Raw genomic sequence first — 25,509 nt, forward strand, 5'->3', positions numbered from 1 at the left:
GCGTTAAGAATGTTCCCGGCCATTATAACAGCCGGGATTTCATTACCAACCTCAATTAGTTGGCCAGCACCACATAATGGGAAAACTCTTTTTCGCAGTATTTGCATTTGAGCGCGATGTCATTGGCGCGCTTTTTCACTGCAAAGCTGGAGGAGACCGGCTCGGCGTGGCTGATGCAGTTGCTGTTCGGGCAGACCAGCACGCTTTCGATGCGCTCCGGCAGGCTCGGGCGGGATTTGCCCACCACGTCGTAATCGTCGATGCGGTTAACCGTGGCGTCCGGCGCATACAGCGACAGCTGGTTGACCTGCTCGTCGGTCAGGAAGGTGTTTTCGATTTTGATCAGATCTTTACGGCCCATTTCGCCGGACGGCAGGTTCAGGCCGATGGTGATGCGCTGGTCGGTTTCGGTCAGTTTGAACAGCGTCAGCAGCTTAAAGCCCACCTGCGCAGGGATGTGGTCAATCACGGTGCCACGCTTGATGGCTTCAACCTGGAGTTTGTTATCGTGTGTCATGGTCGTCTCCCCTTACAGAGCTAATTCGCGATTCAGAACCAGTGCCAGTAACGCCTGGCGAGCGAAGATGCCGTTCCCGGCCTGCTGGAAGTACCAGGCGTGCGGCGTTTTATCCACGTCGGTGGCAATCTCATCGATGCGCGGCAGCGGGTGCAGCACCTTCATGTTGTCGCGCGCGCCGTCGAGGTCGCTGGCGCGCAGCACGAACTGCGCCTTCACGTTGGCGTATTCGGACGGATCCAGACGCTCTTTCTGCACGCGGGTCATATAGAGAATATCCACGTTGCCCACCACCTCTTCGATGCTGGCGTGCAGGCTCCACGCAATGCCTTTCTCGTCCAGCATGTCGAGGATGTACTGCGGCATCGCCAGCGCGTCCGGGGCGATGAAGAAGAAGCGGTTGCCGCTAAATTTCGCCAGCGCCTGGGTCAGGGAGTGGACGGTGCGACCGTACTTCAGGTCGCCGACCATGGCGATGTTCAGGTTCTCAAGCGTGCCCTGGGTCTCCTGAATGGTGAACAGATCCAGCAGGGTCTGCGTCGGATGCTGGTTAGCGCCGTCACCGGCGTTCAGCACCGGAATGCCGTCGGAAAACTCGGTTGCCAGGCGCGCCGCGCCCTCCTGCGGGTGGCGCATCACAATCGCGTCCACGTAGGTGCTGATCACTGAAATGGTATCCGCCAGGGTTTCGCCTTTTTTGCCCAGCGACGTGTTGCTGCTGTCCGAGAAGCCCACCACGCTCGCGCCCAGGCGGTGCATGGAGGTTTCAAAGGAGAGGCGGGTGCGCGTCGACGCTTCAAAGAAACAGCTCGCGATCACCTTGTGCTTCAGCAGCTCCGGCTGCGGATTGGCCTTCAGTTTTGCCGCGGTTTCCAGAACCAGTTCCAGCTCTTCGCGGCTGAGGTCGTTTATGGAAATGATGTGTTTTTGATAAAGCGGATTCATGTTTATCTCCTGACGCCGGGCAAAAAAAAGCCCCTCAAATGAGGGGCTCTGGGAATAGGTTTAGCAACGGGAAGAAAAACGGCAGGCCAGCGTCTGATTTCAGACGCGGTAAGACGTTATGTCGTACACGCTTGACCATGCTTCCTCCCGGCAAATTGTCGGGCATTATACGCAGCTCGTTTTTGGGATCAAGCGATTTAATGCACGCTTTACTCAATGCAAACGGTTCTTTATGAATATTAATGCATTCTGAGTAAATAATTAATTTGCTTATGCACCAGCGCGGTACGCTTCACCACCCGGGGCGCGACCCAGACGATACTGCTTCCCGCCACCACGCCTAAAATTTCCGGTAACTGGTGATAATCCAGAATACGCGCCACCGCGCGGCCATATCCGGCGACGGTATGAATAAGGATAAATTCGCTATTGTGTTCCACGCTGACCACCATTTCGGAGACGGTGCGCGCGGCGTCGGGGGCAGGGCGCATCTGGGGATTCAACGAATAAATCTTTAGCCCTTTGGCATTGCGAATTTTTATGACGCCGAGCAGCTTGAGCAGACGTGAAACGGTGGACTGGCTGATGGTCTCAAAACCCCGCTCCTGCAAGTCGCGGCGGATCTCTTCCTGAGAGAGATAGCTCTTTTCCGCGATCAGACGCTGGCAGACCGTTAGCTGTAGTTGCTCTTTGGGAGAGTACTCTTCGTAATCCATCATAGTTCCCATATCAGTTCCCGAAATAACCGGTGGCACCGCACCGATCCGTAGGCCGGATGAGCGCAGCGCCATCCGGCAAATCACAACAAGGCGCCCAGGCTTAACGCCACCATAATCACCACCGTCAAAATCCCCAGCAGCGGCGCGACCCATTTCAGATAGCGCACGTAGGGCACGCGGGCGATAGCCAGCCCGCCCATCACAACGGCAGAGGTGGGGGTGACAAGGTTAACGAGGCCGGACGCCGACTGGTAAGCCGTAACCACCAGGTCGCGGTTGACGTTAGCGAAATCGGCAAGGGGCGCCATGATCGGCATCGTCAGAACGGCCAGGCCGGACGAAGAAGGCACAAGAAACGACAGCACCACCTCCAGCCAGTACATCACGTTAATGAATGCCACCGTCGATAATCCGGTAACCATCCCCTCGGCGCTGTGCAAAATGGTGTGGGTAATCATGCCCTTATCCATAATCACTACGATACCGCGCGCGATGCCGATAATCAGCGCGACGCCCAGCAAATCTCGTGCGCCGTTGATAAAGGTTGAGGTCAACTCCTCTTCGCTCATGCGGGCGATAAGCCCAACGATAATGGCGCTGGCGAGGAACACCGCCGAAATCTCCGCCATCCACCAGCCCCGCACCGCCACGCCGTAGATCATCACCGCGAAGGCGAGGGCGAAGATCGCCAGGATGAGTTTGCGCACCGGGGTAAATTCCAGCGACTGCTCGCCCTTGTTGCCGAGAAAATGGGCGCGGTTCTCTTCCTGTTTATCCGCCACGATCGACAGCGACGGATCTTTGCGCACCTTGCGGGCATAACGCATCACCCACGCCACGCAGATGATCCAGCCGATGACCAGCAGCGCGATGCGCAGCATGATCCCGTTGGTGAAGGGGATCCCGGCGGCGTTGGCGGCGATCACCGTAGCGAACGGGTTTATAGTAGATCCGAGCGTGCCGATCCCGGCACCGAGCAGCACGGTAGACGCGGCAACCACCGGATCGAACCGCGCCGCCAGCATCACCGGCACCAGTAAGGTATAGAAGGGCAGCGACTCTTCGGCCATGCCGTAAATCGTGCCGCCTGCGGCAAACAGCGCCATCAGGATCGGGATCATCCACTCTTCGTGTCCGCGCAGCTTAGTGGTGACGCGCTCGATCCCGGCGTCAATTGCCCCGGTTTTGGTGACGATCCCGAGAAATCCCCCGATGATCAGAATAAACAGCGCGACGTCGATCGCCCCGGCCTGGCCGGACTCCGGATCGTACAGCCCGGCTATCGGGGCCATCAGCACCGACACCAGCCCCTGCGGATGCGATGCCACGTGCGCATAGGTGCCGGCGACCGGCACCTCTTTGCCGAGCGCCTCGTTCATTGCCATATGGTACTGCCCGGCCGGAACAATCCACGTCAGCACGGCAACCACGGCAATCAGAAAAAAGAGAATGGTGTAAGCGGAGGGAAACTTGAACTTGCCCATGATGTTCTCCTGAAACCCGGCGCACCCCGCGGCGCGCCGGGCGGTGATTAGTCGCCGAGTGTCGCCACCATGACCGCCTTAATGGTGTGCATGCGGTTTTCTGCTTCGTCAAAGACGATGGAGTTCGGTGATTCAAAGACCTCTTCCGTCACCTCCAGCCCCTTCAGGCCGTACGCCATCTCGATCTCGCGCCCCACTTTGGTGTGCTCGTTGTGGAACGCGGGCAGGCAGTGCATGAACTTGACGTTCGGGTTGCCGGTGGCCTTCATCACGTCCGCGTTGATTTGATACGGCTTCATCAGGCTGACGCGCTCGGCCCACGCCTCCTTCGGCTCGCCCATGGAGACCCACACGTCGGTGTAGAGGAAATCGGCGCCGTGCACGCCTTCTTCCACGTCGTCGGTGAGGGTGATGCGTGCGCCCGTCTCTTTGGCGATGGCGCGGCACTGCTCAACCAGGCCCGTCTCCGGCCAGAAGGATTTGGGCGCCACAAGACGGATATCCATCCCCATCTTGGCCGCGCCGACCATCAGGGAGTTGCCCATGTTGTTCCGCGCGTCGCCCAGGTAGGCAAAGCTCAGCTCCGGCAGGGTTTTGCCCGGGGAGTGCTCCAGCATGGTCATCAGATCCGCCAGAATTTGCGTCGGGTGGAACTCGTCGGTCAGGCCGTTCCACACCGGCACGCCCGCGTATTCGCCCAGCTCCTCGACGATGGCCTGGCCGTAGCCGCGGTACTCGATGCCGTCATACATGCGGCCCAGCACGCGGGCGGTGTCTTTCATCGACTCTTTGTGACCGATCTGCGACCCGCTTGGGCCGAGGTAGGTAACCTGCGCGCCCTGGTCAAACGCGCCCACTTCGAAGGCGCAGCGGGTGCGGGTGGAGGTTTTTTCAAAGATCAGGGCGATGTTTTTCCCGACCAGCGTCTGCTTTTCGCGTCCGGCTTTTTTGGCCGCCTTCAGCTCGATGGCGAGGTCGATCAGGTACTGGATTTCCGCCGGGGTGTAGTCCAGCAGTTTAAGGAAGTTGCGGTTTTTCAGGTTGATGGTCATGGGTAAATCCTTTTTAAATGAGTGCTCAGTTACGAATCAGCGTGCCTTTCTCGCCCGCCAGGATCTCCGCACCGTCGGCCAGCGCGCCGATTCCGGCAATGCCGTTGCAGGCCTCAACAAATTCGCGGCAGGCGGCGACCTTCGGCCTCATCGATCCGGCGTCGAACGTCATGTCTTTAAGCAGTTCCGGCGTCACCTGCGCCAGCGGGCGCTGGGTCGGCTTGCCCCAGTCGAGGTACACCGCGTCGGCATCGGTGAGGATCAGCAGGGCATCGGCCTCGATCTGGCGCGCCAGCAGGGCGGCGGAGAGGTCTTTGTCGATCACCGCCTCAACGCCGCGATAGCCGTTGGCGTTCTCCACTACCGGCACGCCACCGCCGCCGTTGCAGATGACCAGGTGGTCACGCTGGATCAGCGCCGTAATGGCGTCGCTCTCGACGATGCGCTTCGGCTGTGGAGAGGGCACCACGCGGCGGAAATAGGCGCCGTCGGCCCTGAACGTCCAGCCTTTTTCTGCGGCCAGCGCTTTCGCCTGCGCTTCGCTGTACACCGGGCCGATGTATTTGGTCGGGTTGCTGAAGGCCGGGTCGGCGGCGTCCACCTCCACCTGGGTGAGCAGGACGCTCACCTCACGCTGCGGCAGATTGTTTTTCAGCGCCTGCTGGAGCATGTAGCCGATCATCCCCTGGCTTTCCGCCCCGAGAACGTCCAGCGGGTAGGGCGTCACTTTGTCGTAGGCGCTGTTCTGCAATGCCAGCAGCCCGACCTGCGGCCCGTTGCCGTGCACCAGCACCACGCGCCACTGTTCTGTTAATCCGGCGATGGTGCGGGCGGCCTGCTCGATGTTCTGACGCTGAATATCCGCTTCCAGCGGCTCGCCGCGCTTGAGCAGCGCGTTGCCGCCCAGGGCCACAACCAGAGTGGGTTTTCGTTCCATGATGGCTCCTTAAATTCCGTCGCGTTCCAGTGGGCAGCTCATGCAGCGTGCGCCGCCGCGACCGCGTCCCAGCTCGTCGCCGGGGATCGGCAGCACGGTGATGCCCGCTTTGTCGTACTTCTCGTTGGTCCAGACGTTACGCTCGTAGCCGATCACCACGCCCGGGCGGATGGTCAGGACGTTGTTGGCGTCGTTCCACTGCTCGCGTTCGGCTTCGAAGGCGTCGCCGCCGGTGGTGATCAGGCGGACCTGGTTAATGCCGAGGGCTTTCTCAATGGCGTGCAGCAGGTCGGTTTCCTGCGTGCGCAGCAGGCCGCCGCGTCCGTCCGGGGTGAGCGTCCAGCACTGGGCGTCTTTGCGCACCACTTCCGGATAGACGGAGAAGGTGTCCACGTCGATGTGGGTCATCACCGTGTCGAGGTGCATGCAGGAGCGGTGTTTTGGCAGCTCAACGGCAATCACGCGCTCGGCCTGGCGGTGTTTGAACAGGCTGTTGGCGAGGAACTCCACGCCCTGCGGCGTCGTGCGCTCGGACATGCCGATCAATACCGCCCCGCGGCCAATCACCAGTACGTCGCCGCCTTCTAAGGTGGCGTGGTCGTAATTAATATTCTCGTCGCCGAAATACTTAATAAAATCGCCGTCGGCAAATGCCGGGTGCCAGCGATATATCGCGCGCAGATTATTGGTTTCACGCTGGCGGGCGGGTTTCGCCATCGGGTTAATGGACACGCCGTTATAAATCCAGCAGGAGGTATCGCGGGTAAATAAATGGTTCGGCAGCGGCTTCATAATAAAATCATTCGCCGTGTGGGTATCCACTACCATATTTTTAATGGCTGCCGGAATTTCGCCGTAGGTTAATCCCCCGCTTAATCGCCGCGCCAGTTCGCGGTGCGGCATATCCGCCAGCCAGCCGCGCACGTCGCCGGCAAAGGTTGGCCCGAGGCGATAGTCGGAAATTTGCGTTTCAAGAAGCCAGGCCTTCGCTTCTGCAATATCAAGCGTTTGCGTGAGCAGGTCGGTCAACAGCAGGACTTCCACACCCTGTTCGCGCAGCGTGTTTGCGAAGATGTCATGCTCTTCACCCGCCCGTTCAACCGACAGTACATCATCAAATAACAGCTCCTGACAGTTTGAGGGGGTTAACCGCTTCAGGCTTAAATTAGGGCGGTGCAGCATAACGCTACGCAATTGACCAATTTCAGAACCGACGTAATGCTTTTCCATAATTATTCCTTTAACTGTTTTTCAGAATAAAAAGGGCATGCGCCATGTGAGGTGTTTAATTACATGGCGGCTAAGCTCAATTGATTTCGTGATTCATAGTAGGCGCTTAAATAACGGTTATTGTGACATTGCTCACGCGAAAAACGATATTAAGGCGTTTGTTTTCATTTGCATGATTCGCATCAGATAATGATTAAATTGTTATTATTGAAGGATGAATAGCTAAGCGGAAACGGGTGGCATTATTTGAGGTTGTTATTATATTGTAGAATTACATATTTGGACATATTTAGTTATATTATTGATTTTAAACGATAAAATATCAAGTTGAGAATGGCTATGCAATTAATGCAATTAACTATTTTGGACTTAAGAAAAATCAATAAATAATTATGGCGTTATAAAGGAAATAACCAGAGTGGTAAAGTGTGACGTGGCCGCAGGTTTTGTGTTTTAGGCTGTTGTTTCAATTGGTTATATTGATTCAGTGGCGCGAGCCGGGTGAGGTTATGCATAACCACTGCATAAATGCCTGACTGCAATTAACAGCAAATTAACACATTTCCCGATAAACATGCGCTTGCGCAAAAGTTGCCTAAAAAGGGCTGGCGGGGGGAGAACAATTTTCGTATAAAAGATGGAAATGAAACGGTGTTTTAATTTGAGGGCTATACCATGATCGTGGGCAACATTCATCATCTCCAGTCCTGGCTACCGGAAGAACTGCGCCAGGCCATTGAGCACGTTAAGGCGCACATTACCGACGCGACGCCGACCGGCAAGCACGACATCAACGGCGACCGCCTGTTTTATCTGGTGTCAGAAGACATGACCCAGCCTTTCGCCGAGCGCCGCGCCGAGTACCACGCGCGCTATCTGGATATCCAGATTGTGCTGAAGGGTCAGGAAGGGATGACGTTCAGCACCCTGCCGCACGGTACGCCGGACACCGACTGGCTGGCGGACAAAGACATCGCGTTCCTGCCGGAAGGCGAGCAGGAGAAAACCGTGGTGCTGAGCGAAGGGGATTTCGTGGTGTTCTGGCCGGGTGAAGTGCATAAGCCGCTGTGCGCGGTGGGGGAGCCTGCTAAGATCAGAAAAGTGGTTGTTAAAATGCTGGTGGAGTAATTCTTTACCCCTCACCCTAACCCTCGCCCCTTTGGGGAGAGGGCCGGGTGAGGGGCGAGCGGGCAATATGTGATCCAGCTTAAACTTCCCACACTCCCTCCTTATCTCCCATTTACCTCTCCTTTTCCTGCGTCATAGTATGATCGTTAAATTAATGAACGCTGTTCTATAATGTAGAACAAAATGATTCAGCAAGGAGATCTCATGCCGCAGTCCGCGTTGTTCACGGGAATCATTCCCCCTGTCTCCACCATCTTTACCGCCGACGGCCAGCTCGATAAGCAGGGCACCGCCGCGCTGATCGACGATCTGATCGCAGCGGGCGTTGACGGCCTGTTCTTCCTGGGCAGCGGCGGCGAGTTCTCCCAGCTCGGCGCCGAAGAGCGTAAAACCATTGCCCGCTTTGCTATCGATCACGTCGATCGCCGGGTGCCGGTGCTGATCGGCACCGGCGGCACCAACGCCCGGGAAACCATTGAACTGAGCCAGCACGCGCAGCAGGCGGGCGCGGACGGCATCGTGGTGATCAACCCCTACTACTGGAAAGTGTCGGAAGCGAACCTGATCCGCTATTTCGAGCAGGTGGCGGACAGCGTCACGCTGCCGGTGATGCTCTATAACTTCCCGGCGCTGACCGGGCAGGATCTGACTCCGGCGCTGGTGAAAACCCTCGCCGACTCGCGCAGCAATATTATCGGCATTAAAGACACCATCGACTCCGTCGCCCACCTGCGCAGCATGATCCTCACCGTTAAAGCCGCTCATCCGCACTTCACCGTGCTGTGCGGCTACGACGATCATCTGTTTAATACCCTGCTGCTCGGCGGCGACGGGGCGATTTCGGCCAGCGGCAACTTTGCCCCGCAGGTGTCGGTGAATCTTCTGAAAGCCTGGTGGGATAAAGACGTGGCGAAAGCGGCTGAGTATCATCAGACCCTGCTGCAAATACCGCAGATGTATCAGCTGGATACGCCGTTTGTGAACGTCATTAAAGAGGCGATTGTGCTCTGCGGCCGCCCGATTTCCACGCACGTGCTACCGCCCGCGTCAGCGCTGGACGAGCCGCGTAAGGCGCAGCTGAAAACCCTGTTACAACAGCTCAAGCTCTGCTGAGCCGGACGATATCGATGACCATTGAGAAAATTTTCACCCCACAGGACGATGCGTTTTATGCAGTGATCACCCACGCGGCGGGGCCGCAGGGCGCGCTGCCGCTGACCCCGCAGATGCTGATGGAATCCCCCAGCGGCAACCTGTTCGGCATGACGCAGAACGCCGGGATGGGCTGGGACGCCAATAAGCTGACCGGCAAAGAGGTGCTGATTATCGGTACCCAGGGCGGTATTCGCGCCGGGGACGGGCGCCCGGTTGCGCTGGGCTACCACACCGGGCACTGGGAGATCGGCATGCAGATGCAGGCGGCGGCGAAAGAGATCACCCGCAACGGCGGGATCCCGTTTGCGGCCTTCGTCAGCGATCCGTGCGACGGGCGCTCGCAGGGCACGCACGGCATGTTCGACTCTCTGCCGTACCGCAACGACGCGGCGATCGTGTTTCGTCGTCTGATCCGCTCCCTGCCCACGCGCCGGGCGGTGATCGGCGTAGCCACCTGCGATAAAGGGCTGCCCGCTACAATGATCGCCCTGGCTTCGATGCACGACCTGCCAACTATTCTGGTGCCGGGCGGGGCGACGCTGCCGCCGACCGTGGGGGAAGATGCGGGTAAGGTGCAGACCATCGGCGCGCGTTTTGCCAACCACGAGCTCTCCTTGCAGGAGGCCGCCGAGCTGGGCTGTCGCGCCTGCGCGTCGCCGGGCGGCGGGTGTCAGTTCCTCGGCACAGCGGGCACCTCGCAGGTGGTGGCGGAAGCGCTGGGGCTGGCGCTGCCGCACTCCGCGCTGGCGCCGTCCGGGCAGGCGGTGTGGCTGGAGATCGCCCGCCAGTCGGCGCGTGCGGTGAGCGAGCTGGATAACCGCGGTATCACCACGCGCGATATCCTCACCGATAAAGCCATCGAAAATGCCATGGTGATCCACGCGGCATTCGGCGGTTCCACGAACTTACTGCTGCACATTCCGGCCATCGCCCACGCGGCGGGTTGTACGATCCCGGACGTAGAGCACTGGACGCGCGTCAACCGCAGGGTGCCGCGCCTGGTGAGCGTGCTGCCCAACGGCCCGGACTACCACCCGACCGTACGGGCGTTCCTCGCGGGCGGCGTGCCGGAAGTGATGCTCCACCTGCGCGATCTTGGCCTGCTGCACCTGGACGCCATGACCGTCACCGGCCAGACGGTGGGCGAGAACCTCGACTGGTGGCAGGCGTCCAAGCGCCGTAAGCGCTTCCGCCAGTGCCTGCGCGAGCAGGACGGCGTGGAGCCGGATGACGTGATCCTGCCGCCGGAGAAGGCCAAAGCGAAAGGGCTGACCTCGACGGTCTGCTTCCCGACGGGCAACATCGCGCCGGAAGGATCGGTGATCAAGGCCACGGCGATCGACCCGTCGGTGGTGGGTGACGATGGCGTTTACCGCCACACCGGCCGGGTGCGGGTGTTTGTTTCCGAAGCGCAGGCGATCAAGGCCATCAAGCGGGAAGAGATCCGGCAGGGCGACATCATGGTGGTGATCGGCGGCGGGCCGTCCGGCACCGGCATGGAGGAGACCTACCAGCTCACCTCCGCGCTGAAGCATATCTCGTGGGGCAAGACGGTGTCGTTAATCACCGATGCGCGCTTCTCGGGCGTGTCGACGGGCGCCTGCTTCGGGCACGTGTCGCCAGAGGCGCTGGCGGGCGGGCCGATTGGCAAGCTGCGCGACAACGACATCATCGAGATTGCTGTTGACCGCCTGACATTAACAGGCAGCGTGAACTTTATCGGCACCGCAGATAACCCGCTGACGCCTGAGGAGGGCGCACGCGAGCTGGCGCTGCGGCAGACGCACCCGGACCTGCACGCCCACGACTTTTTGCCGGACGATACCCGGCTGTGGGCGGCATTGCAGTCAGTGAGCGGCGGCACCTGGAAAGGCTGTATTTATGACACCGATAAAATCATCGAGGTAATTAACGCCGGTAAAAAAGCGCTCGGACTTTAATTATTTTGTGAGATAAAACCGTCTGCGGAAAATAATCCGCGGACGGCTTTTTCGTGTCTGTAATTTATTATTTAAAACAACGGCTTGAGATATATCGTTGGCGTCACAAAAGCAAAATAACGTAATTCAGAAATAAGATATGACCATTGCTGGTTAATTGAACAGCTCATTACACTCCATTAACACGATGTTGTAATTCAGCACACTACCAAAGGGTGTAATTCTGATGACGCAATTAACCATGAAAGACAAAATTGGCTACGGGCTGGGTGACACCGCCTGCGGCTTCGTCTGGCAGGCCACGATGTTCCTGCTGGCCTATTTCTACACCGACGTGTTTGGCCTGTCGGCGGGCATAATGGGCACGCTGTTTTTAGTCTCCCGCGTGCTCGACGCCGTGACCGATCCGCTGATGGGGCTGCTGGTAGACCGCACCCGCACGCGGCACGGCCAGTTCCGCCCGTTCCTGCTGTGGGGCGCCATCCCGTTTGGCATCGTCTGCATGCTGACCTTCTACACGCCGGACTTCTCCGCGCAGGGCAAAATCATCTACGCCTGCGCGACCTACATCCTCCTGACCCTGGTTTACACCTTCGTTAACGTCCCGTACTGCGCCATGCCGGGGGTGATCACCGCCGACCCGAAAGAGCGTCACGCTCTTCAGTCCTGGCGTTTCTTCCTCGCCGCGGCGGGCTCGCTTGCCATCAGCGGCATCGCGCTGCCGCTGGTCAGCATCATCGGCAAGGGGGACGAGCAGGTGGGGTATTTCGGCGCCATGTGCGTGCTGGGGCTGACCGGCGTGGTGCTGCTCTACGTCTGCTTCTTCACCACCAAAGAGCGCTACACCTTTGAGGTGCAGCCTGGCTCGTCGGTGGCGAAAGATCTCAAACTGCTGCTGGGCAACGGCCAGTGGCGCATCATGTGCGCGTTCAAGATGATGGCGACCTGTTCCAACGTGGTGCGCGGCGGGGCGACGCTCTACTTCGTGAAATACGTGATGGATCACCCGGAGATGGCGACCCAGTTTTTACTCTACGGCAGCCTCGCCACCATGTTCGGCTCGCTCTGCTCCTCACGCCTGCTGGGCCGCTTCGACCGGGTCACCGCCTTTAAGTGGATCATCGTCGCCTACTCGCTCATCAGCCTGCTGATTTTCTTCACCCCGGCCGAGCACATCGCGCTGATTTTCGCCCTTAACATCCTGTTCCTGTTCGTCTTTAACACCACCACGCCGCTACAGTGGCTGATGGCCTCTGACGTGGTGGATTACGAGGAGAGCCGCAGCGGGCGTCGCCTCGACGGGCTGGTGTTCTCGACCTACCTGTTCAGCCTGAAGATTGGCCTGGCGATTGGCGGGGCGGTGGTGGGCTGGATCCTGGCCTGGGTGAACTACTCCGCCAGCAGCAGCGTGCAGCCGGTTGAGGTGCTCACCACCATCAAAATTCTGTTCTGCGTGGTGCCGGTGGTGCTCTACGCGGGCATGTTCATCATGCTGTCGTTCTACAAGCTCACCGACGACCGCGTGGAGGCCATCAGCCAGCAGCTGATCAAACACCGCGCGGCGCAGGGCGAGGCCGTTCCCGACGCCGCGACAGCCGCATCCCATTAACCGGAGGCAACATGGAAATTACTAACCCGATCCTGACCGGCTTCAACCCGGACCCGTCCCTGTGCCGTCAGGGCGAGGACTACTACATCGCCACCTCGACCTTCGAGTGGTTCCCGGGCGTGCGCATCTACCACTCCCGCGACCTGAAAAACTGGTCGCTGGTCAGCACCCCGCTGGATCGCGTGTCGATGCTGGACATGAAGGGTAACCCGGACTCCGGCGGCATCTGGGCGCCGTGCCTGAGCTACGCCGACGGCAAATTCTGGCTGCTCTATACCGACGTGAAGATTGTCGACTCGCCGTGGAAAAATGGCCGCAACTTCCTCGTCACCGCGCCGTCCATCGAGGGGCCGTGGAGCGAGCCGATCCCGATGGGCAACGGCGGGTTCGATCCGTCCCTGTTCCACGACGACGATGGGCGTAAATACTACCTCTACCGACCGTGGGGGCCGCGTCACCACAGCAACCCGCACAACACCATTGTGATGCAGGAGTTTGATCCGCAGACCGGAACGCTCTCGCCCGAGCGCAAAACCCTGTTTACCGGCACGCCGCTCTGCTACACCGAAGGGGCACATCTTTATCGCCACGCGGGCTGGTACTACCTGATGGTTGCCGAAGGCGGCACCAGCTACGAGCACGCGGTCGTGGTACTGCGTTCCAAAAATATCGACGGGCCGTACGAGCTGCACCCGGACGTAACGATGATGACCAGCTGGCACCTGCCGGAGAACCCGCTGCAAAAGAGCGGCCACGGCTCGCTGCTGCAAACCCATACGGGAGAATGGTATATGGCCTACCTCACCAGCCGCCCGCTGCGCCTGCCCGGCGTGCCGCTGCTGGCCTCTGGCGGGCGCGGCTACTGCCCGCTGGGGCGCGAGACCGGCATCGCACGCATTGCGTGGCGCGACGGCTGGCCGTACGTGGAAGGCGGCAAACACGCGCAGTTGACCGTGCCCGGCCCGCAGGTGGCGGAGCAGCCCGCAGTCGCTCAGGGTAACTGGCGGGATGATTTCGACGGCAGTACGCTTGACCCGCAGCTACAGACCCTGCGCATTCCGTTCGACGACACCCTCGGCTCGCTCACCGCCCGCCCGGGCCACTTACGGCTCTATGGCAACGACTCGCTCAACTCGACCTTTACCCAGTCGACCGTGGCGCGCCGCTGGCAGCACTTCACCTTCAGGGCCGAGACGCGGATGCAGTTCTCGCCGGTTCACTTCCAGCAGAGCGCGGGGCTGACCTGCTACTACAACAGCAAAAACTGGAGCTACTGCTTTGTGGACTACGAGGAGGGGCAGGGGAGAACCATCAAGGTGATCCAGCTCGACCACAACGTGCCGTCGTGGCCGCTGCACGAGCAGCCCATTCCGGTGCCGGAACATGCCGAGAGCGTCTGGCTGCGGGTGGACGTGGATACGCTGGTCTACCGCTACAGCTACTCGTTTGACGGCGAGACGTGGCACGCCGTGCCGGTGGCGTATGAGGCGTGGAAGCTGTCGGACGACTACATCGGCGGACGCGGCTTCTTTACCGGCGCGTTTGTGGGGCTGCACTGCGAGGACATCAGCGGCGACGGCTGTCACGCGGACTTCGACTATTTCACCTACGAGCCGGTATAGCCCAGCGCGCGTGACAGCTCGAGCCCGGCCTGCTGAAGCTGCTCGCGGAAGCGGGCCAGCTCGGCGTCGTCCACGCGAGAGGTGAGCGTCGACAGGCTCAGGGCGGCAATCACGCGGGATTCGTGGTTCCACACCGGCACAGCCACGCAGCGCACGCCCTGCTCGTTCTCTTCGCTGTCCAGGGCATAGCCCTGCTCGCGGGTCTGCGCCAGGGCGGCCATTAACGCTTCACGAGACGCGAGGGTGGAAGGCGTAAAGGTGGTGTACTGGTAGCCCTCCAGCAGGGCGTTCAGCTCGGCCTCACCCAGCCAGGCAATCAACACCTTGCCGATGGCGGTGGCGTGAACCGGCAGGCGGCGGCCGATGCGCGAATAGGCGATGGCGGCCAGCTTGCCTTCAATCTTCTCGATATAGACCCCTTCATGCCCGTCCAGGATCCCCAGATGGGTGGTCTGTCCGGTCCGCTGTGACAGCTCCGTCAGCCAGCCTTTCGCCTTCTGGCGGATATCGATGGAGCCCACGACAAAATGACCGCGCTCGACCAGCTTCATGCCGAGGCGATATTTCCCATTCTCCGGATTCTGATCGATATAGCCGTGAAGCTGGAGGGTTTTCAGCAGCGAGTGGAGGGTACTCTTGCTCAGCCCCATCAGTTTGCTGATGTCGGTGATCTTAAGCTCGGTGGCCTGCTCGTTGAACAGGTCGAGGATCTGCAACGCACGTTCAACAGACTGAATAATCGGCATAATGCTGGCATGTCCACGCTGGAATGAAGGCGAAAACGTACCTTTTTCGGGGTGAAAAATCAATGAAGGGGAGCCGGTTTGCCCGGCGGCGCTTCGCTTGCACGGGCCTACAATGGAATGCGCAATTTATTGGTATTGCAGCACAAAGTAGGCCGGGTAAGCGCAGCGCCACCCGGCGGGAAAGGCGGCTATATTTTTGATGGGTGGCATCAATTGTTGTCCCGTGCGGCCACAGACTGGATTTTCCAGATTCCATCTTCTTTAACCATGCAATCAATGACTGTGTGCTGAGTCTTTTTGCCAAAGGTGATATTCACGTTTACACAAACTGGATCTGAATCATAAGAATCAATAGCCACATTCTCAGCCCAGTCCTCGCCGATATACTGCGATTTCATAAAAAAATTGGCCTCGTAAAATTCAGCGTCGGCATAACGGGGATCGGCTGCATGACGTAATTTTTTCATGGTGCTGGCCGTAACGAACTTATCGATTTCATTTCCCTGTTGGATGGGATAACGATCGTTGTTCACTTGTTTGACGTACCAACGATTGAACTCAAGGGCGCGCTGCATTGGTATCTGAAAATCTTCGGCCCCCAATGCTGCTGTGCTGAATAATACAATTAAGATGAGCTTATTCATATTAATAATGCCTGTATAAGGTGACGGCTGGCTGGAGTTGGCGATAGGTTGGCCCCGGGTACAGTGTTCTCTGTTTAAAATCTGAATACCAGGTTCCAGCGCCATCGTAAATACAGACATGCCCGTACTGATTCGGGCCGGGCAAGGCATCAATCACCGCGATATCCCCCTCTATGGGGGGCCATAGACTTTTGTGAACCCTGCTTTTTCAAGAGAACGCCAGAAATCCTTAGCGTTTGCCCCTTCGATTTTAAGCCCTCCGGCTCGAATGGCGGCGGCGATTGCTCGAGCGCAATAGTGTCCTGTATGGGTTAGTGCGTGGCTACGGGCGTATGACACAGCTTCATGCTTATTCCATGACATAAAAAATCCTTATTAACGAAATGCAGCAATAAGGAATATTACGCCGAAAATATACAATGTTTTGTAATGGATAATGTCCCAGTATTAACCATTATCTATTCAATAAATAATGGATAATAAAATTATAAATATATATTATGATTGATGGATATCTGTGGGGTGTATCAGGAAAAGAATTTTTTATGCCAATAGACTGGAAATGATTATCTGCTGAGAAATAATTCAGCAGATAATCACCATCTCAAAATGGGAGAGAGGATCACTCCCCAAGCGTCGCCACCATCACCGCCTTAATCGTATGCATCCGGTTTTCCGCCTGGTCAAACACGATGCTCGCCGCCGACTCAAACACCTCGTCCGTTACCTCCATCCCGCCGTGCAGGTCGAACTCCTTCGCCATCTGCTTGCCCAGCGTGGTCTGGTCGTCGTGGAACGCCGGCAGACAGTGCAGGAACTTCACGTTCGGGTTGCCGGTCAGCGCCATCATCTGCGCGTTCACCTGATACCCCCGCAGCAGCGCAATCCGCTCCGCCCACTTCTCTTTGGCTTCGCCCATCGACACCCAGACGTCGGTATAGATAAAGTCCGCGCCCTTCACGCCCGCCGCCACGTCTTCCGTCAGGGTGATTTTGCCGCCGTGCTTTTCCGCCAGCGCGCGGCACTCCGCCACCAGGCTCTCTTCCGGCCAGCAGGCTTTCGGGGCCACCAGGCGTAGGTCCAGCCCGGTCAGCGCCGCCGCTTCCAGCATCGAGTTGCCCATGTTGTTGCGCGCGTCGCCCGCGTAGACCAGCGTCATCTCGTTAAACGCCTTGCCCGGCAGGTGCTCCTGCATGGTCAGCAGGTCCGCCAGCAGCTGCGTCGGGTGGAATTCGTTGGTCAGCCCGTTCCACACCGGCACGCCCGCATACTGCGCCAGCGTTTCGACCACGTCCTGGCCGTGACCGCGATACTGAATGCCGTCGTACATCCGCCCGAGCACCCGCGCGGTGTCCTTAATTGACTCTTTATGCCCAATCTGGCTGCCGCTCGGCCCTAAATAAGTGACGCGTGCGCCCTGGTCAAATGCGGCAACTTCGAAAGAGCATCGTGTACGGGTCGAGTCTTTTTCGAAGATGAGCGCGATGTTTTTACCGGTAAGCTTCTGTACTTCCTTGCCCTTTTTTTTATCGGCCTTGAGCTGTGCGGCAAGGGTCAGCAGAGAAGTGAACTGTGCAGGGGTAAAGTCGAGCAATTTCAGAAAGTGTTTCTTGTACAAATCGGCCATTTTATCCTCGCATGGCGAACGCCGCTTATTGAATTAAAATTCACTTTATATGTGTAATTATTCATTTGCAACCCCGTTTCACAAATCTTTCCAACAAAGGTGGAGGCAAACCCGTCCGTGTGTGAAAATAGAAGTATCTGCCGCACTTTAAAGAGGATTGAGCCATGGCAAACCCGGAATTACTGGAAGAGCAACGCGAAGAGACGCGTCTGATTATTGAAGAACTGCTGGAAGACGGTAGCGATCCGGACGCGCTGTACACCATCGAACACCATTTCTCTGCGGACGACTTTGAAGCGCTGGAAAAAATGGCCGTGGAAGCCTTCAAGCTAGGTTACGAAGTGACCGAGCCGGAAGAGCTGGAAGTGGAAGAGGGCGACACCGTCATCTGCTGCGACATCCTGAGCGAGGGTGCGCTGAAGGCGGAGCTGATCGACGCGCAGGTAGAACAGCTGATGAACCTGGCTGAGAAGTTTGAAGTGGAATACGACGGCTGGGGAACCTACTTCGAAGATCCAAACGGTGAAGACGGCGAGGAAGGCGACGACGAAGATTACGTCGACGAAGACGACGACGGCGTGCGTCACTAAGCGTTTCAGGCGGTGGCGCGCGCCACCGCTTTTTTCAAGGCAAAACCATGGATTACCCGCAGATACTCGCCCCCGTACTCAACTTCCTCCAGTGCCCAACCCCGCAAGCATGGATTGATAAAGCCCGCGACCCGGCGAACCTGCCGCTGCTGCTCACCGACCACATGGTGTGCGAGCTCAAGGCCGCCCAGACCGCGCTGCTGCTGGTGCGTAAATACGTCGCCGACGAAAGCGGTGCCGACGCGCTGCTCGACTGGCTCAAACCCTACGAACAGTTCACCTTTCGCGACGGCCCGGAGCCGGACTTCATCGCCCTGCATAAGCAGATTGGCAAAAGCGTAATGCCCAAAACCGACGACCCGTGGGGCCAGGCGCTCATCGACAGCATGGTGCTGCTGATTAAAGAGGAGCTGCACCACTTCTGGCAGGTGCGCGAGGCGATGCTGGCGCGAGACATTCCGTACGTCAAAATCACCGCCAGCCGCTACGCCAAAGGGATGCTGAAGGAAGTGCGCACTCACGAACCGCTGACGCTGATCGACAAGCTCATCTGCGGCGCCTACATCGAAGCCCGCTCCTGCGAACGCTTCGCCGCGCTGGCCCCGTTCCTCGACGAGGATTTGCAGAAGTTCTATCTCTCGCTGCTGCGCTCGGAAGCGCGACACTATCAGGATTACCTGACGCTGGCTCAGCAGGTGAGCGACGACGATATCTCACCGCGCATACAGCATTTTGGCGAAATTGAAGCCACACTTATCTCGACACCGGACCACGAGTTTCGCTTCCACAGCGGCGTGCCGGTGTAAACCGGCATAACGCAAGGATAAGGATGCGAGATGAAAAAAACGTGGATCAGTACGGTCATTGTTATTGTCGCGGCTGCCGCCGTGGCGTTCTGGGTCTTCTTCGACAGGCAGCGCGTTCCGGACGCGCAAATTGATACCGCCCTTAACGCGATGCCCGCCTGGCAGGTAATTAAGGAGCAAGAGCCTGTGCTGCATCAGCGCATCCTCGACCAGATGGCCGCCCTGCAAAAGGCCGGCGAGCCTGAGCAGCACATTATCGACACCATCCAGCCGCAGATCCTCCATTTGCAGATGACGCGCCTGCAAAACGCCCCGGACGCCAACGTGGTGAACTACATGACCATCAACATGGAGCAGACCGCCGCCATCCAGAAGGTGAGCGACGACGCCTGCTTCCGCTTCCTCTACCCGATGGTGAAGGGCGGCATCAACCCGATGCGCATGCTGGATAAAGACCTGATGACCCGGCGCATGCAGGCCGATGCCGACATGATGCGCGCGGCCTACGGCAAAAACCGCCACACCGTGACCCAGGCCGAGCGTGAGGCGGCTGTCGAGGACGTGCGGCCGATTATGAAGGCGCTTGCCGATAAGTACGGCGAGGACATCCAGCTGTTGCAGATGCCGGAGAAGGCGGAAGGCAAGGAAAAGCTCTCCTGCGATATGGTGCAGGCGATGTGGGCGAAGGTGCTGGCGCTGCCGGAGCAGAAGGCGGCAGGGGTTATTCGTCTGGCGGTGTCTGAGCTGGAGTGACGTAGGTAGCTGGTTTTTTGGGCACTTAGCGCGGGTTTCGCGCGTCGTCGCTTGCATGGCGGCGCGCGACAGGTATAATCCACAACGTTTCCGCATCCCCTTCAGTGCCGAAGTGGCGAAATCGGTAGACGCAGTTGATTCAAAATCAACCGTAGAAATACGTGCCGGTTCGAGTCCGGCCTTCGGCACCATAAGATGCAAATCAAAGTCGCTTAAGGGCGGCTTTTTTTGTGTCCATTTTATCTGAATTCATTAGATATCTAACTGTAATACGAAGCAGTTTTGCGAGATTTTTTCTTGCAGATGAAGGGCTTTATTGTCATTGGTTGTTTTTGTCTATTGGTATTTAGACAGTTTGGAATTCAGGTCGGCTATTAGATGCTGTAGTAATAAAAACAACAAATCTGTGATGAGCATATTGCTTTTTCTGGAAGTGATTACGCAAAAAATTACGTAAATTTAGCTATAAATCCTATCACTCATTACGTAAAATATCGCGTAACCACTTTACAAGAATTGAGATGGATTACGGTATGGCTAATGTTGACGCAGACTACTGCTATTCTTTCCCAGCTATACGTGGCATACAGGCTGGTCGCCCTTTCTACATCGCCACGTGCCCCATGCGCATCATCCCTAAAATATTCAGCTTTGACGAAAATGACGTTCCGCCTGAGTTACGCGCGCAGCGCACGTTGAACAAATCGCGTATCCCCGAAATGGTGCGATATCTACTGGAAAATCCGAAAGATTATGTTTTTTCAGCGCTAACGGCCTCCATTGCCGTTGATGTCCAATTTGATGAATTTGAAGGTTCTAATAACCTTGGAACGTTATGCGTGCCGATGGATGCTCAAATACTCATCAACGACGGTCAGCATCGCCGTAAAGCGATTGAAGACGCTTTAGACGCACGCCCCGAGCTGGGACAGGATAATATACCGGTGCTATTTTTTGTCGATGAGGGGCTAAAACGTAGTCAGCAGATGTTCGCAGATTTGAATAAATACGCCATTCGTCCCAGCCCATCGCTTGCCTCTTTATATGACCATCGTGATGCCTGTTCAAATCTGGCACGTTATCTGGCTATGTCCGTAGAACCATTTGTTGGGATGACGGAGTTGGAAAAATCTGGTATCAGCCAGCGATCGAATAAACTGTTTACCTTAAGTAGTATCAAGCAGGCTACCCGCGCGTTGTTGGGCAAAGATCCCAAAGAGAACAATTTTGAAGAATGCACGTTAATAGCCACCCGCTACTGGCAGGCTATTTTTCACGTGATGCCGGACTGGCAGTTAGCGGCCAAAAAAGAGGTTTCGCCAGTTCAGCTACGACAGGATTATATTCATGCTCACGGTATTGGTTTGCAGGCTCTCGGACAATTGGGTTATGCCCTGCTGACAGACTACCCGGAGCAATGGCCTGAGAAAATCGCTGCACTCAAGACCTTTAACTGGCGCAGAAACAATCCTGATCTGATCAAGCGCGCGATGCAGCACGGTAAGCTGAGTAAAACCAGTACGGCAATCCAGCTCACCTGCAATGCGCTAAAAACCGCGCTCTCTATTCCCCTCACTCCTGAAGAACAGGAGCTTGAAGCTCAAATGGTTGTCTCATGAGTAAATTAGTTCAGTCCTATGATTTGGCCGAATACGAAGATTTTATTAATCAGGAACAGTTCGCCGGACTTCCTCTGGCCGAATATGTTGCTGAGGTTCAAAGAATTTATTGTGCGGATAAGCGTCCGTGGGTGATTGGCTACAGCGGTGGGAAAGATTCTTCCGCTGTGATCACGCTGGTGTATCTGGCCTTGCTCGGCCTGCCCCCGGAAATGCGCAGCAAAGATGTTTTTGTGGTGTCGTCCGATACGCTGGTCGAAACGCCGGTAGTCGTGGATCTGATTAAGAAAACGATGTTGCAGATTGAGGCGGGAGCGAAGCGTAACGGCTTGCCGATCACTCAACACGCGGTAACGCCTAAAACGAATGAAACCTTCTGGGTCAATTTGCTGGGGAAAGGTTATCCGGCTCCAACTCGTAGTTTCCGTTGGTGCACTGAGCGCATGAAAATCAATCCGGTGAGTGACTTTATTAAAGATAAGGTCAGCCAGTTTGATGAAGTCATCGTCGTACTTGGTTCGCGCAGTAGTGAAAGTGCTTCTCGTGCGCAGGTGATCGCAAAGCACAAGATTGATGGATCACGCCTTGCCCGGCATACCACGCTGGCAAATGCATTCATCTATACCCCCATTGATACCTGGGATGTAGAAGATGTCTGGAAGCTGCTGCGGGGCGCGTTCCGCTATGCCCCTGAAGATATCGACGAGTGGGAAAGCCCGTGGGGTGGAAACAACCGTCCACTGTGGACGTTGTATATGGATTCTTCCGCACAGGGTGAATGTCCGCTGGTGATTGATGATAGTACCCCTTCCTGCGGCAACTCGCGTTTTGGCTGTTGGACCTGTACCGTTGTCACAAAAGATAAGGCGATGGAAAGCCTGATCAAAAACGGTGAAGAATGGATGTCTCCGCTGCTGAAATATCGTGATCTGCTGGCGTTTACCACCGATCCGGTGAATAAAGACACGTTTCGAAACTATAAGCGCCGGACTGGTAAGGTGAGCTATCAGTACGCTAAAGAAAGCGATGAGCCGGGCGCTGAGCGTAAGCATGTTCCGGGTCCTTACTGGCTAAAATATCGCCAGCAATGGCTCAAAGAATTGCTGGAGATTGAGCGCGATTTGAATGCTCAGGGCCATACCATTACGTTAATTACCAAACCGGAACTCCATGCGATTCGTCAGGAGTGGTTGAAAGATCCTAATGAACCAGACTGGTATGACACGCTGCCTGGTATTTACCGAGAAGTGTATCAGCAGGATTTAGACTGGGTAGTGGACGATCAGTCGCGCTTTGACGCAAGCGATGCAGATCTGTTGGTGCAGATAGCGCAGGGGTTTGACGTTGTGCCTGAAATGGTGATGAAACTCATTGAGCTGGAAGTTTCAATGGAAGGATTAAGCCGTCGTCAGGGTATTTTTGACAAACTCGGCACGATTTTAAAGCAGGACTGGGGTACTCTCGAAGAAATTGAGCAACAACAGGTCACACTGCAAAAACGTAATGAACGGGATATTCATCAGGAAGAAATCACAAAACTGGAAACTGAACTTAAGGTTTTACAGCACCGAATTGTTGATGCCAGTGAATCCTCGGGACTGATTGGGGAGGATAAATAACGTGCTCATTAAACAGTTGGTATTACATAATTTTCGGGTATTTAACGGTACTCATACCATTGATCTGGCTCCCAGAAAGCGTCCGCACGATTTAAATCCACGACCTATTGTGCTGTTTGGCGGTTTAAACGGCGCAGGTAAAACGTCTATCCTGTCGGCGATCCGCTTAGCGTTATATGGGCGACTAGCATTTGGCCTTGCGACGCAACAACAAGACTATATTGAACAACTAAGTTCCTTAATTCACAACGGAGCCTATTATATAGAGCAACCGGAAGAAGCTTCTGTTAAACTAACCTTTACCTACAATAAGGGAGGTCATGAAGCGGAGTTTACAGTTACTCGAGCATGGGAAAAAGGGAAGAAAGACCGTCTTTCTCTGCAACAGGATGGGGAACTGCTCAGTGAGTTGGATTACGATCAGTGCCAGGGATTTCTAAATGAGTTAATTCCGCATGGCATTGCTGATTTGTTCTTTTTCGATGGCGAGAAAATAGCAGAACTTGCTGAGGACGAATCCGGTAATATTTTACGTACTGCCGTACGACGCTTATTGGGGCTGGATCTCATCTCTAAACTGCGTAACGATTTAATGATTTTTGTTAAGCGTCAGCAATCCAACCAGCTAGCAAGTTCTCAGCAACAACAGATTGCAGAGCTTGAAAAACAGAGTAAAGAATTAGCCTGCCAGACAGAAGCACTGCTGGAAAGCGCCGATTTTGCCAGATCGCGGATTGAGTTTCTGTCTAAAGATATAACCCGTTTTGAAGGCTTGCTAAATGCTCAGGGAGGCGCCTTTGCCCAGACTAAAGCTCAGGAAAAGCAGAAAGTTGAAACACTCCTAAAAGATAAAGAGCACCTTGAAAAAGCATTGAGGCAAGAATGCGATGGCTCGCTACCCTATGCGCTTGCGCCCACTATTTTGTCTCGTTTGCTGCAACAACTTGCTGATGAAACGCAGATTAAACAGGCAAAAAGCTTTGAAAAAGAGCTGAGCCAGTTTTTAACGCAACTCAGAAATGATATTGCATTTCGTTCTGCGGGGACTGGCAAAATAGCAGCTGAAGCGATTACCGATAATCTAAAAGATTATATGGCAACGAAACCAAAAGGTGATTTGCTCTTTGACATCTCTGAGCGTGAAGCTGGTATGCTTCAACAGTCTATTGAGATAGATAGTAAAAGAGCATGGCAGCGTTTTGAGCTTTATCGCACACAGTTATCTGAGATTGAACAACAGTTAGAACAAGCGGCTGCTAATATTGCCCGTGCTCCTGAAGATGATCAGCTGATGGATCTCTTTGAGAAATTACGTGACCTGGATAGGCAGCGCGAAGCCCAATTGCAGAAATATCGGTCATTGCTGGAAGATGCTAAACGCACGAAACAGCAGCAACTGGATTGTGTTCGCCAGATTCAAAAAGCGCATGACGCCGCTCGTTATCAGCACAGTTATAGCAGTGCGTTTAAGAATGCTCAGGAAACGATAAATTTACTCGATCGCTACAGCGATGTATTAACCCAGGCTCGGGTAAAAACGCTGTCGACAAACTTCGAGCTTGCTTACCGTAAGTTGGCTCGCAAAGAGGATTTACAACTTAGTGCGCATATCAACCCTCAAACGTTTGATGTTGAATTAATTGATGAGAATGGCTCAGTGATTAACCGTAAGTTGCTTTCTGCTGGTGAAAAGCAGATTTATGCAGTTGCTATTCTTGAGGCGCTGGCGAAAACCTCTGGTCGTGATTTACCAGTGATAATTGATACGCCATTGGGACGTCTCGATTCTCAGCATCGTGATAAATTGATTAACCATTACTTCCCGGAAGCCAGTCATCAGGTTGTATTGCTATCTACCGATACTGAAGTAGATGAGCGTTATTTTGTCGATCAGTTGCGTGATGATATCTCTCATGCTTATGAGATTGTGTTTAATGCCCATACTAAATCGTCAACGCTGAAGCCTGGTTATTTCTGGGAATTAACTAAGGAGGCTATCTGATGCTCCCGAATCGAATGGCGCTTAGCCGTCAGACTGAAGATCAGCTTAAAAAGCTTAAAGGGTATACCGGAATTACACCGAATGTTGCTGCCCGGCTGGCGTTTTTTCGCTCGATAGAGAGTGAGTTTCGTTATTCTCCTGAGCGTGATACTAAGAAGCTGGATGGCTCGCTGGTGTTGGATAAAATTACGTGGTTAGGGGAAACGCTGCAAGCTACGGAACTCGTCTTGAAGATGCTTTATCCACAATTAGAGCAGAAAGCGATGATTAAGGCCTGGGCTGCACATGTTGAGGATGGGATTGCGGCCTTGAGAAATTATCGGAGTATAAATTCTTTAGTCCACGCTTTATAATTCCTGAGTTAATAAAGATGAATTGATTTCATAGCAATAGAGTCTGAAAAAGACAATAACTTTCAGACTCTATTAAATTCAAATGTTATTATAGTAATCGCATATAATCGTTATAGTCTTTATGTTCTTTCAAGTCAGCAAGGGGCTTTAAACCGATTTTAATCAACGCTATATTTTTCATTCGTGAGGCACCAATACCTGAAGCTGTAAAAAAGATATCAGAAAAATCAATTTCCCTTAGCAAGGTAAGTTTTTCGTCTATATTGTTTAATTCATAATCAGATGTAGCCAACAAATATTGACGAAGAATTTCAAATTGTGTTTGAAAACCAATCGTTTTAAGTAAGTAGCTTGTTTCTGATTGATAGTCCCATAATAATTCTTTAGATTTGGAAAAATATTTATTAATTAT

At 55.3% G+C, this 25,509-nt stretch carries 24 protein-coding genes, 1 tRNA gene and 3 pseudogenes; 14 read left to right on the forward strand and 14 right to left on the reverse strand.

Annotated elements, in window-relative coordinates:
- Positions 1-55: 55 nt before the first annotated feature.
- The 3 genes from pyrI to INF58_RS15020 are packed head-to-tail and all read right to left on the reverse strand — an operon-like array spanning position 56 to position 1,601.
- A complete protein-coding gene (gene pyrI, locus INF58_RS15010; RefSeq protein WP_010427352.1) occupies positions 56-517 on the reverse strand; it encodes an aspartate carbamoyltransferase regulatory subunit in 462 nt (153 codons plus the stop codon).
- A 12-nt stretch (positions 518-529) separates the two neighbouring features.
- Positions 530-1,462: an aspartate carbamoyltransferase gene (gene pyrB / locus INF58_RS15015; RefSeq protein ID WP_193527992.1), complete on the reverse strand. Its 933-nt coding sequence runs from the start codon at positions 1,460-1,462 to the stop codon at positions 530-532.
- A gap of 34 nt (positions 1,463-1,496) precedes the next feature.
- Positions 1,497-1,601, reverse strand: coding sequence for a pyrBI operon leader peptide (locus tag INF58_RS15020; RefSeq protein WP_022646880.1), 105 nt, complete (start codon positions 1,599-1,601; stop codon positions 1,497-1,499).
- Here INF58_RS15020 and INF58_RS15025 point away from each other — a divergent pair.
- Positions 1,581-1,698: pseudogene (locus INF58_RS15025) on the forward strand (hypothetical protein). The gene INF58_RS15020 and the pseudogene INF58_RS15025 sit on opposite strands and share 21 nt — an antisense overlap.
- A 3-nt stretch (positions 1,699-1,701) precedes the next feature.
- On the opposite strand, the gene INF58_RS15030 reads toward INF58_RS15025, so the two are convergent.
- The 5 genes from INF58_RS15030 to arcA form a co-directional block, all read right to left on the reverse strand.
- The gene (locus INF58_RS15030; RefSeq protein WP_193528008.1) at positions 1,702-2,181 is read right to left on the reverse strand and encodes an arginine repressor; all 480 of its coding nucleotides are present in this window, start codon (positions 2,179-2,181) and stop codon (positions 1,702-1,704) included.
- Positions 2,182-2,261: 80 nt separating this feature from the next.
- Positions 2,262-3,665 carry a YfcC family protein gene (locus INF58_RS15035; RefSeq protein ID WP_193527993.1) on the reverse strand — a complete coding sequence of 468 codons (1,404 nt, stop codon included), beginning with the start codon at positions 3,663-3,665 and terminating at the stop codon, positions 2,262-2,264.
- A gap of 47 nt (positions 3,666-3,712) precedes the next feature.
- Complete coding sequence (gene argF / locus INF58_RS15040; RefSeq protein WP_193527994.1) at positions 3,713-4,717, reverse strand: ornithine carbamoyltransferase; 1,005 nt, start codon at positions 4,715-4,717, stop codon at positions 3,713-3,715.
- 25 nt (positions 4,718-4,742) lie between these two features.
- A complete protein-coding gene (gene arcC, locus INF58_RS15045) occupies positions 4,743-5,654 on the reverse strand; it encodes a carbamate kinase (protein WP_193527995.1) in 912 nt (303 codons plus the stop codon).
- Positions 5,655-5,663: 9 nt separating this feature from the next.
- Positions 5,664-6,884 carry an arginine deiminase gene (gene arcA / locus INF58_RS15050; protein ID WP_008501384.1) on the reverse strand — a complete coding sequence of 407 codons (1,221 nt, stop codon included), beginning with the start codon at positions 6,882-6,884 and terminating at the stop codon, positions 5,664-5,666.
- Positions 6,885-7,559: 675 nt separating this feature from the next.
- On the opposite strand from arcA, the gene INF58_RS15055 reads away from it, so the two are divergent.
- The 5 genes from INF58_RS15055 (at position 7,560) to INF58_RS15075 (ending at position 14,338) form a co-directional block, all read left to right on the forward strand.
- Complete coding sequence (locus INF58_RS15055; RefSeq protein WP_193527996.1) at positions 7,560-8,012, forward strand: YhcH/YjgK/YiaL family protein; 453 nt, start codon at positions 7,560-7,562, stop codon at positions 8,010-8,012.
- A gap of 204 nt (positions 8,013-8,216) precedes the next feature.
- Positions 8,217-9,125: a 2-keto-3-deoxygluconate aldolase gene (yagE, locus tag INF58_RS15060; protein ID WP_193527997.1), complete on the forward strand. Its 909-nt coding sequence runs from the start codon at positions 8,217-8,219 to the stop codon at positions 9,123-9,125.
- Positions 9,126-9,139: 14 nt separating this feature from the next.
- The gene (gene yagF / locus INF58_RS15065; RefSeq protein WP_193527998.1) at positions 9,140-11,107 is read left to right on the forward strand and encodes a xylonate dehydratase YagF; all 1,968 of its coding nucleotides are present in this window, start codon (positions 9,140-9,142) and stop codon (positions 11,105-11,107) included.
- Between the two features lie 226 nt (positions 11,108-11,333).
- Positions 11,334-12,716, forward strand: coding sequence for an MFS transporter (locus INF58_RS15070; protein ID WP_048960117.1), 1,383 nt, complete (start codon positions 11,334-11,336; stop codon positions 12,714-12,716).
- Positions 12,717-12,727: 11 nt separating this feature from the next.
- Entirely contained in the window at positions 12,728-14,338 is a 1,611-nt protein-coding gene (locus INF58_RS15075; protein ID WP_193527999.1) for a glycoside hydrolase family 43 protein, read from the forward strand.
- Here INF58_RS15075 and xynR read toward each other — a convergent pair.
- The 5 genes and pseudogenes from xynR to INF58_RS20975 all read right to left on the reverse strand — a co-directional run bounded on the left by xynR (position 14,323) and on the right by INF58_RS20975 (position 17,420).
- Entirely contained in the window at positions 14,323-15,084 is a 762-nt protein-coding gene (gene xynR / locus INF58_RS15080) for a DNA-binding transcriptional repressor XynR (RefSeq protein WP_193528000.1), read from the reverse strand. The genes INF58_RS15075 and xynR overlap by 16 nt on opposite strands.
- 209 nt (positions 15,085-15,293) lie before the next feature.
- On the reverse strand, positions 15,294-15,848 hold the full coding sequence (locus tag INF58_RS15085) for a DUF3828 domain-containing protein (RefSeq protein ID WP_227415104.1): 555 nt from the start codon (positions 15,846-15,848) through the stop codon (positions 15,294-15,296).
- Positions 15,730-16,091 (reverse strand): annotated as a pseudogene (locus tag INF58_RS20970) (CHAP domain-containing protein). Before INF58_RS20970 ends, INF58_RS15085 begins: the two are co-directional and overlap by 119 nt.
- 259 nt (positions 16,092-16,350) lie before the next feature.
- Complete coding sequence (gene argF, locus INF58_RS15090; protein ID WP_193528001.1) at positions 16,351-17,355, reverse strand: ornithine carbamoyltransferase; 1,005 nt, start codon at positions 17,353-17,355, stop codon at positions 16,351-16,353.
- Positions 17,325-17,420, reverse strand: coding sequence for a hypothetical protein (locus INF58_RS20975; protein ID WP_226848185.1), 96 nt, complete (start codon positions 17,418-17,420; stop codon positions 17,325-17,327). Before INF58_RS20975 ends, argF (INF58_RS15090) begins: the two co-directional genes overlap by 31 nt.
- Positions 17,421-17,519: 99 nt before the next feature.
- Between INF58_RS20975 and rraB the strand changes: the two genes are divergently transcribed.
- The 8 genes from rraB (at position 17,520) to dndE (ending at position 25,097) form a co-directional block, all read left to right on the forward strand.
- Positions 17,520-17,945: a ribonuclease E inhibitor RraB gene (gene rraB, locus INF58_RS15095; RefSeq protein ID WP_017694625.1), complete on the forward strand. Its 426-nt coding sequence runs from the start codon at positions 17,520-17,522 to the stop codon at positions 17,943-17,945.
- A 47-nt stretch (positions 17,946-17,992) separates the two neighbouring features.
- A complete protein-coding gene (gene miaE, locus INF58_RS15100; protein ID WP_193528002.1) occupies positions 17,993-18,751 on the forward strand; it encodes a tRNA isopentenyl-2-thiomethyl-A-37 hydroxylase MiaE in 759 nt (252 codons plus the stop codon).
- A 30-nt stretch (positions 18,752-18,781) separates the two neighbouring features.
- Positions 18,782-19,504, forward strand: a complete 723-nt coding sequence (locus INF58_RS15105; protein ID WP_193528003.1) for a topoisomerase II — start codon at positions 18,782-18,784, stop codon at positions 19,502-19,504.
- Between the two features lie 106 nt (positions 19,505-19,610).
- Positions 19,611-19,695, forward strand: a tRNA-Leu gene (locus INF58_RS15110).
- Between the two features lie 342 nt (positions 19,696-20,037).
- Complete coding sequence (gene dndB / locus INF58_RS15115) at positions 20,038-21,123, forward strand: DNA sulfur modification protein DndB (RefSeq protein WP_193528004.1); 1,086 nt, start codon at positions 20,038-20,040, stop codon at positions 21,121-21,123.
- Positions 21,120-22,742 carry a DNA phosphorothioation system sulfurtransferase DndC gene (gene dndC / locus INF58_RS15120; protein ID WP_193528005.1) on the forward strand — a complete coding sequence of 541 codons (1,623 nt, stop codon included), beginning with the start codon at positions 21,120-21,122 and terminating at the stop codon, positions 22,740-22,742. Before dndB ends, dndC begins: the two co-directional genes overlap by 4 nt.
- 1 nt (position 22,743) lies before the next feature.
- Complete coding sequence (dndD, locus tag INF58_RS15125) at positions 22,744-24,744, forward strand: DNA sulfur modification protein DndD (protein ID WP_193528006.1); 2,001 nt, start codon at positions 22,744-22,746, stop codon at positions 24,742-24,744.
- Positions 24,744-25,097, forward strand: a complete 354-nt coding sequence (dndE, locus tag INF58_RS15130) for a DNA sulfur modification protein DndE (RefSeq protein ID WP_193528007.1) — start codon at positions 24,744-24,746, stop codon at positions 25,095-25,097. The genes dndD and dndE overlap by 1 nt, the downstream gene beginning before the upstream one ends.
- 88 nt (positions 25,098-25,185) lie before the next feature.
- On the opposite strand, the pseudogene INF58_RS15135 reads toward dndE, so the two are convergent.
- Positions 25,186-25,509 (reverse strand): annotated as a pseudogene (locus tag INF58_RS15135) (DGQHR domain-containing protein); the annotation flags it as partial.

Origin of the sequence: Enterobacter cloacae complex sp. P24RS (genome assembly GCF_014982165.1) — a bacterium.
GTDB lineage: Bacteria > Pseudomonadota > Gammaproteobacteria > Enterobacterales > Enterobacteriaceae > Enterobacter > Enterobacter quasihormaechei.

Bases quoted from the DNA above. Each gene is read 5' to 3' on its own strand.
- dndB (WP_193528004.1), top strand. From the start codon at position 20,038: ATGGCTAATGTTGACGCAGACTACTGCTATTCTTTCCCAGCTATACGT.
- argF (WP_193528001.1), bottom strand. From the start codon at position 17,355: ATGGCCGATTTGTACAAGAAACACTTTCTGAAATTGCTCGACTTTACC.
- pyrB (WP_193527992.1), bottom strand. From the start codon at position 1,462: ATGAATCCGCTTTATCAAAAACACATCATTTCCATAAACGACCTCAGC.
- dndE (WP_193528007.1), top strand. From the start codon at position 24,744: ATGCTCCCGAATCGAATGGCGCTTAGCCGTCAGACTGAAGATCAGCTT.
- INF58_RS15030 (WP_193528008.1), bottom strand. From the start codon at position 2,181: ATGATGGATTACGAAGAGTACTCTCCCAAAGAGCAACTACAGCTAACG.
- INF58_RS15105 (WP_193528003.1), top strand. From the start codon at position 18,782: ATGAAAAAAACGTGGATCAGTACGGTCATTGTTATTGTCGCGGCTGCC.
- INF58_RS15035 (WP_193527993.1), bottom strand. From the start codon at position 3,665: ATGGGCAAGTTCAAGTTTCCCTCCGCTTACACCATTCTCTTTTTTCTG.
- argF (WP_193527994.1), bottom strand. From the start codon at position 4,717: ATGACCATCAACCTGAAAAACCGCAACTTCCTTAAACTGCTGGACTAC.
- yagF (WP_193527998.1), top strand. From the start codon at position 9,140: ATGACCATTGAGAAAATTTTCACCCCACAGGACGATGCGTTTTATGCA.
- dndC (WP_193528005.1), top strand. From the start codon at position 21,120: ATGAGTAAATTAGTTCAGTCCTATGATTTGGCCGAATACGAAGATTTT.
- INF58_RS15085 (WP_227415104.1), bottom strand. From the start codon at position 15,848: ATGTCTGTATTTACGATGGCGCTGGAACCTGGTATTCAGATTTTAAAC.
- pyrI (WP_010427352.1), bottom strand. From the start codon at position 517: ATGACACACGATAACAAACTCCAGGTTGAAGCCATCAAGCGTGGCACC.
- INF58_RS20975 (WP_226848185.1), bottom strand. From the start codon at position 17,420: ATGAATAATTACACATATAAAGTGAATTTTAATTCAATAAGCGGCGTT.
- INF58_RS15055 (WP_193527996.1), top strand. From the start codon at position 7,560: ATGATCGTGGGCAACATTCATCATCTCCAGTCCTGGCTACCGGAAGAA.
- arcC (WP_193527995.1), bottom strand. From the start codon at position 5,654: ATGGAACGAAAACCCACTCTGGTTGTGGCCCTGGGCGGCAACGCGCTG.
- arcA (WP_008501384.1), bottom strand. From the start codon at position 6,884: ATGGAAAAGCATTACGTCGGTTCTGAAATTGGTCAATTGCGTAGCGTT.
- yagE (WP_193527997.1), top strand. From the start codon at position 8,217: ATGCCGCAGTCCGCGTTGTTCACGGGAATCATTCCCCCTGTCTCCACC.
- rraB (WP_017694625.1), top strand. From the start codon at position 17,520: ATGGCAAACCCGGAATTACTGGAAGAGCAACGCGAAGAGACGCGTCTG.
- xynR (WP_193528000.1), bottom strand. From the start codon at position 15,084: ATGCCGATTATTCAGTCTGTTGAACGTGCGTTGCAGATCCTCGACCTG.
- INF58_RS15020 (WP_022646880.1), bottom strand. From the start codon at position 1,601: ATGGTCAAGCGTGTACGACATAACGTCTTACCGCGTCTGAAATCAGAC.
- INF58_RS15075 (WP_193527999.1), top strand. From the start codon at position 12,728: ATGGAAATTACTAACCCGATCCTGACCGGCTTCAACCCGGACCCGTCC.
- INF58_RS15070 (WP_048960117.1), top strand. From the start codon at position 11,334: ATGACGCAATTAACCATGAAAGACAAAATTGGCTACGGGCTGGGTGAC.
- miaE (WP_193528002.1), top strand. From the start codon at position 17,993: ATGGATTACCCGCAGATACTCGCCCCCGTACTCAACTTCCTCCAGTGC.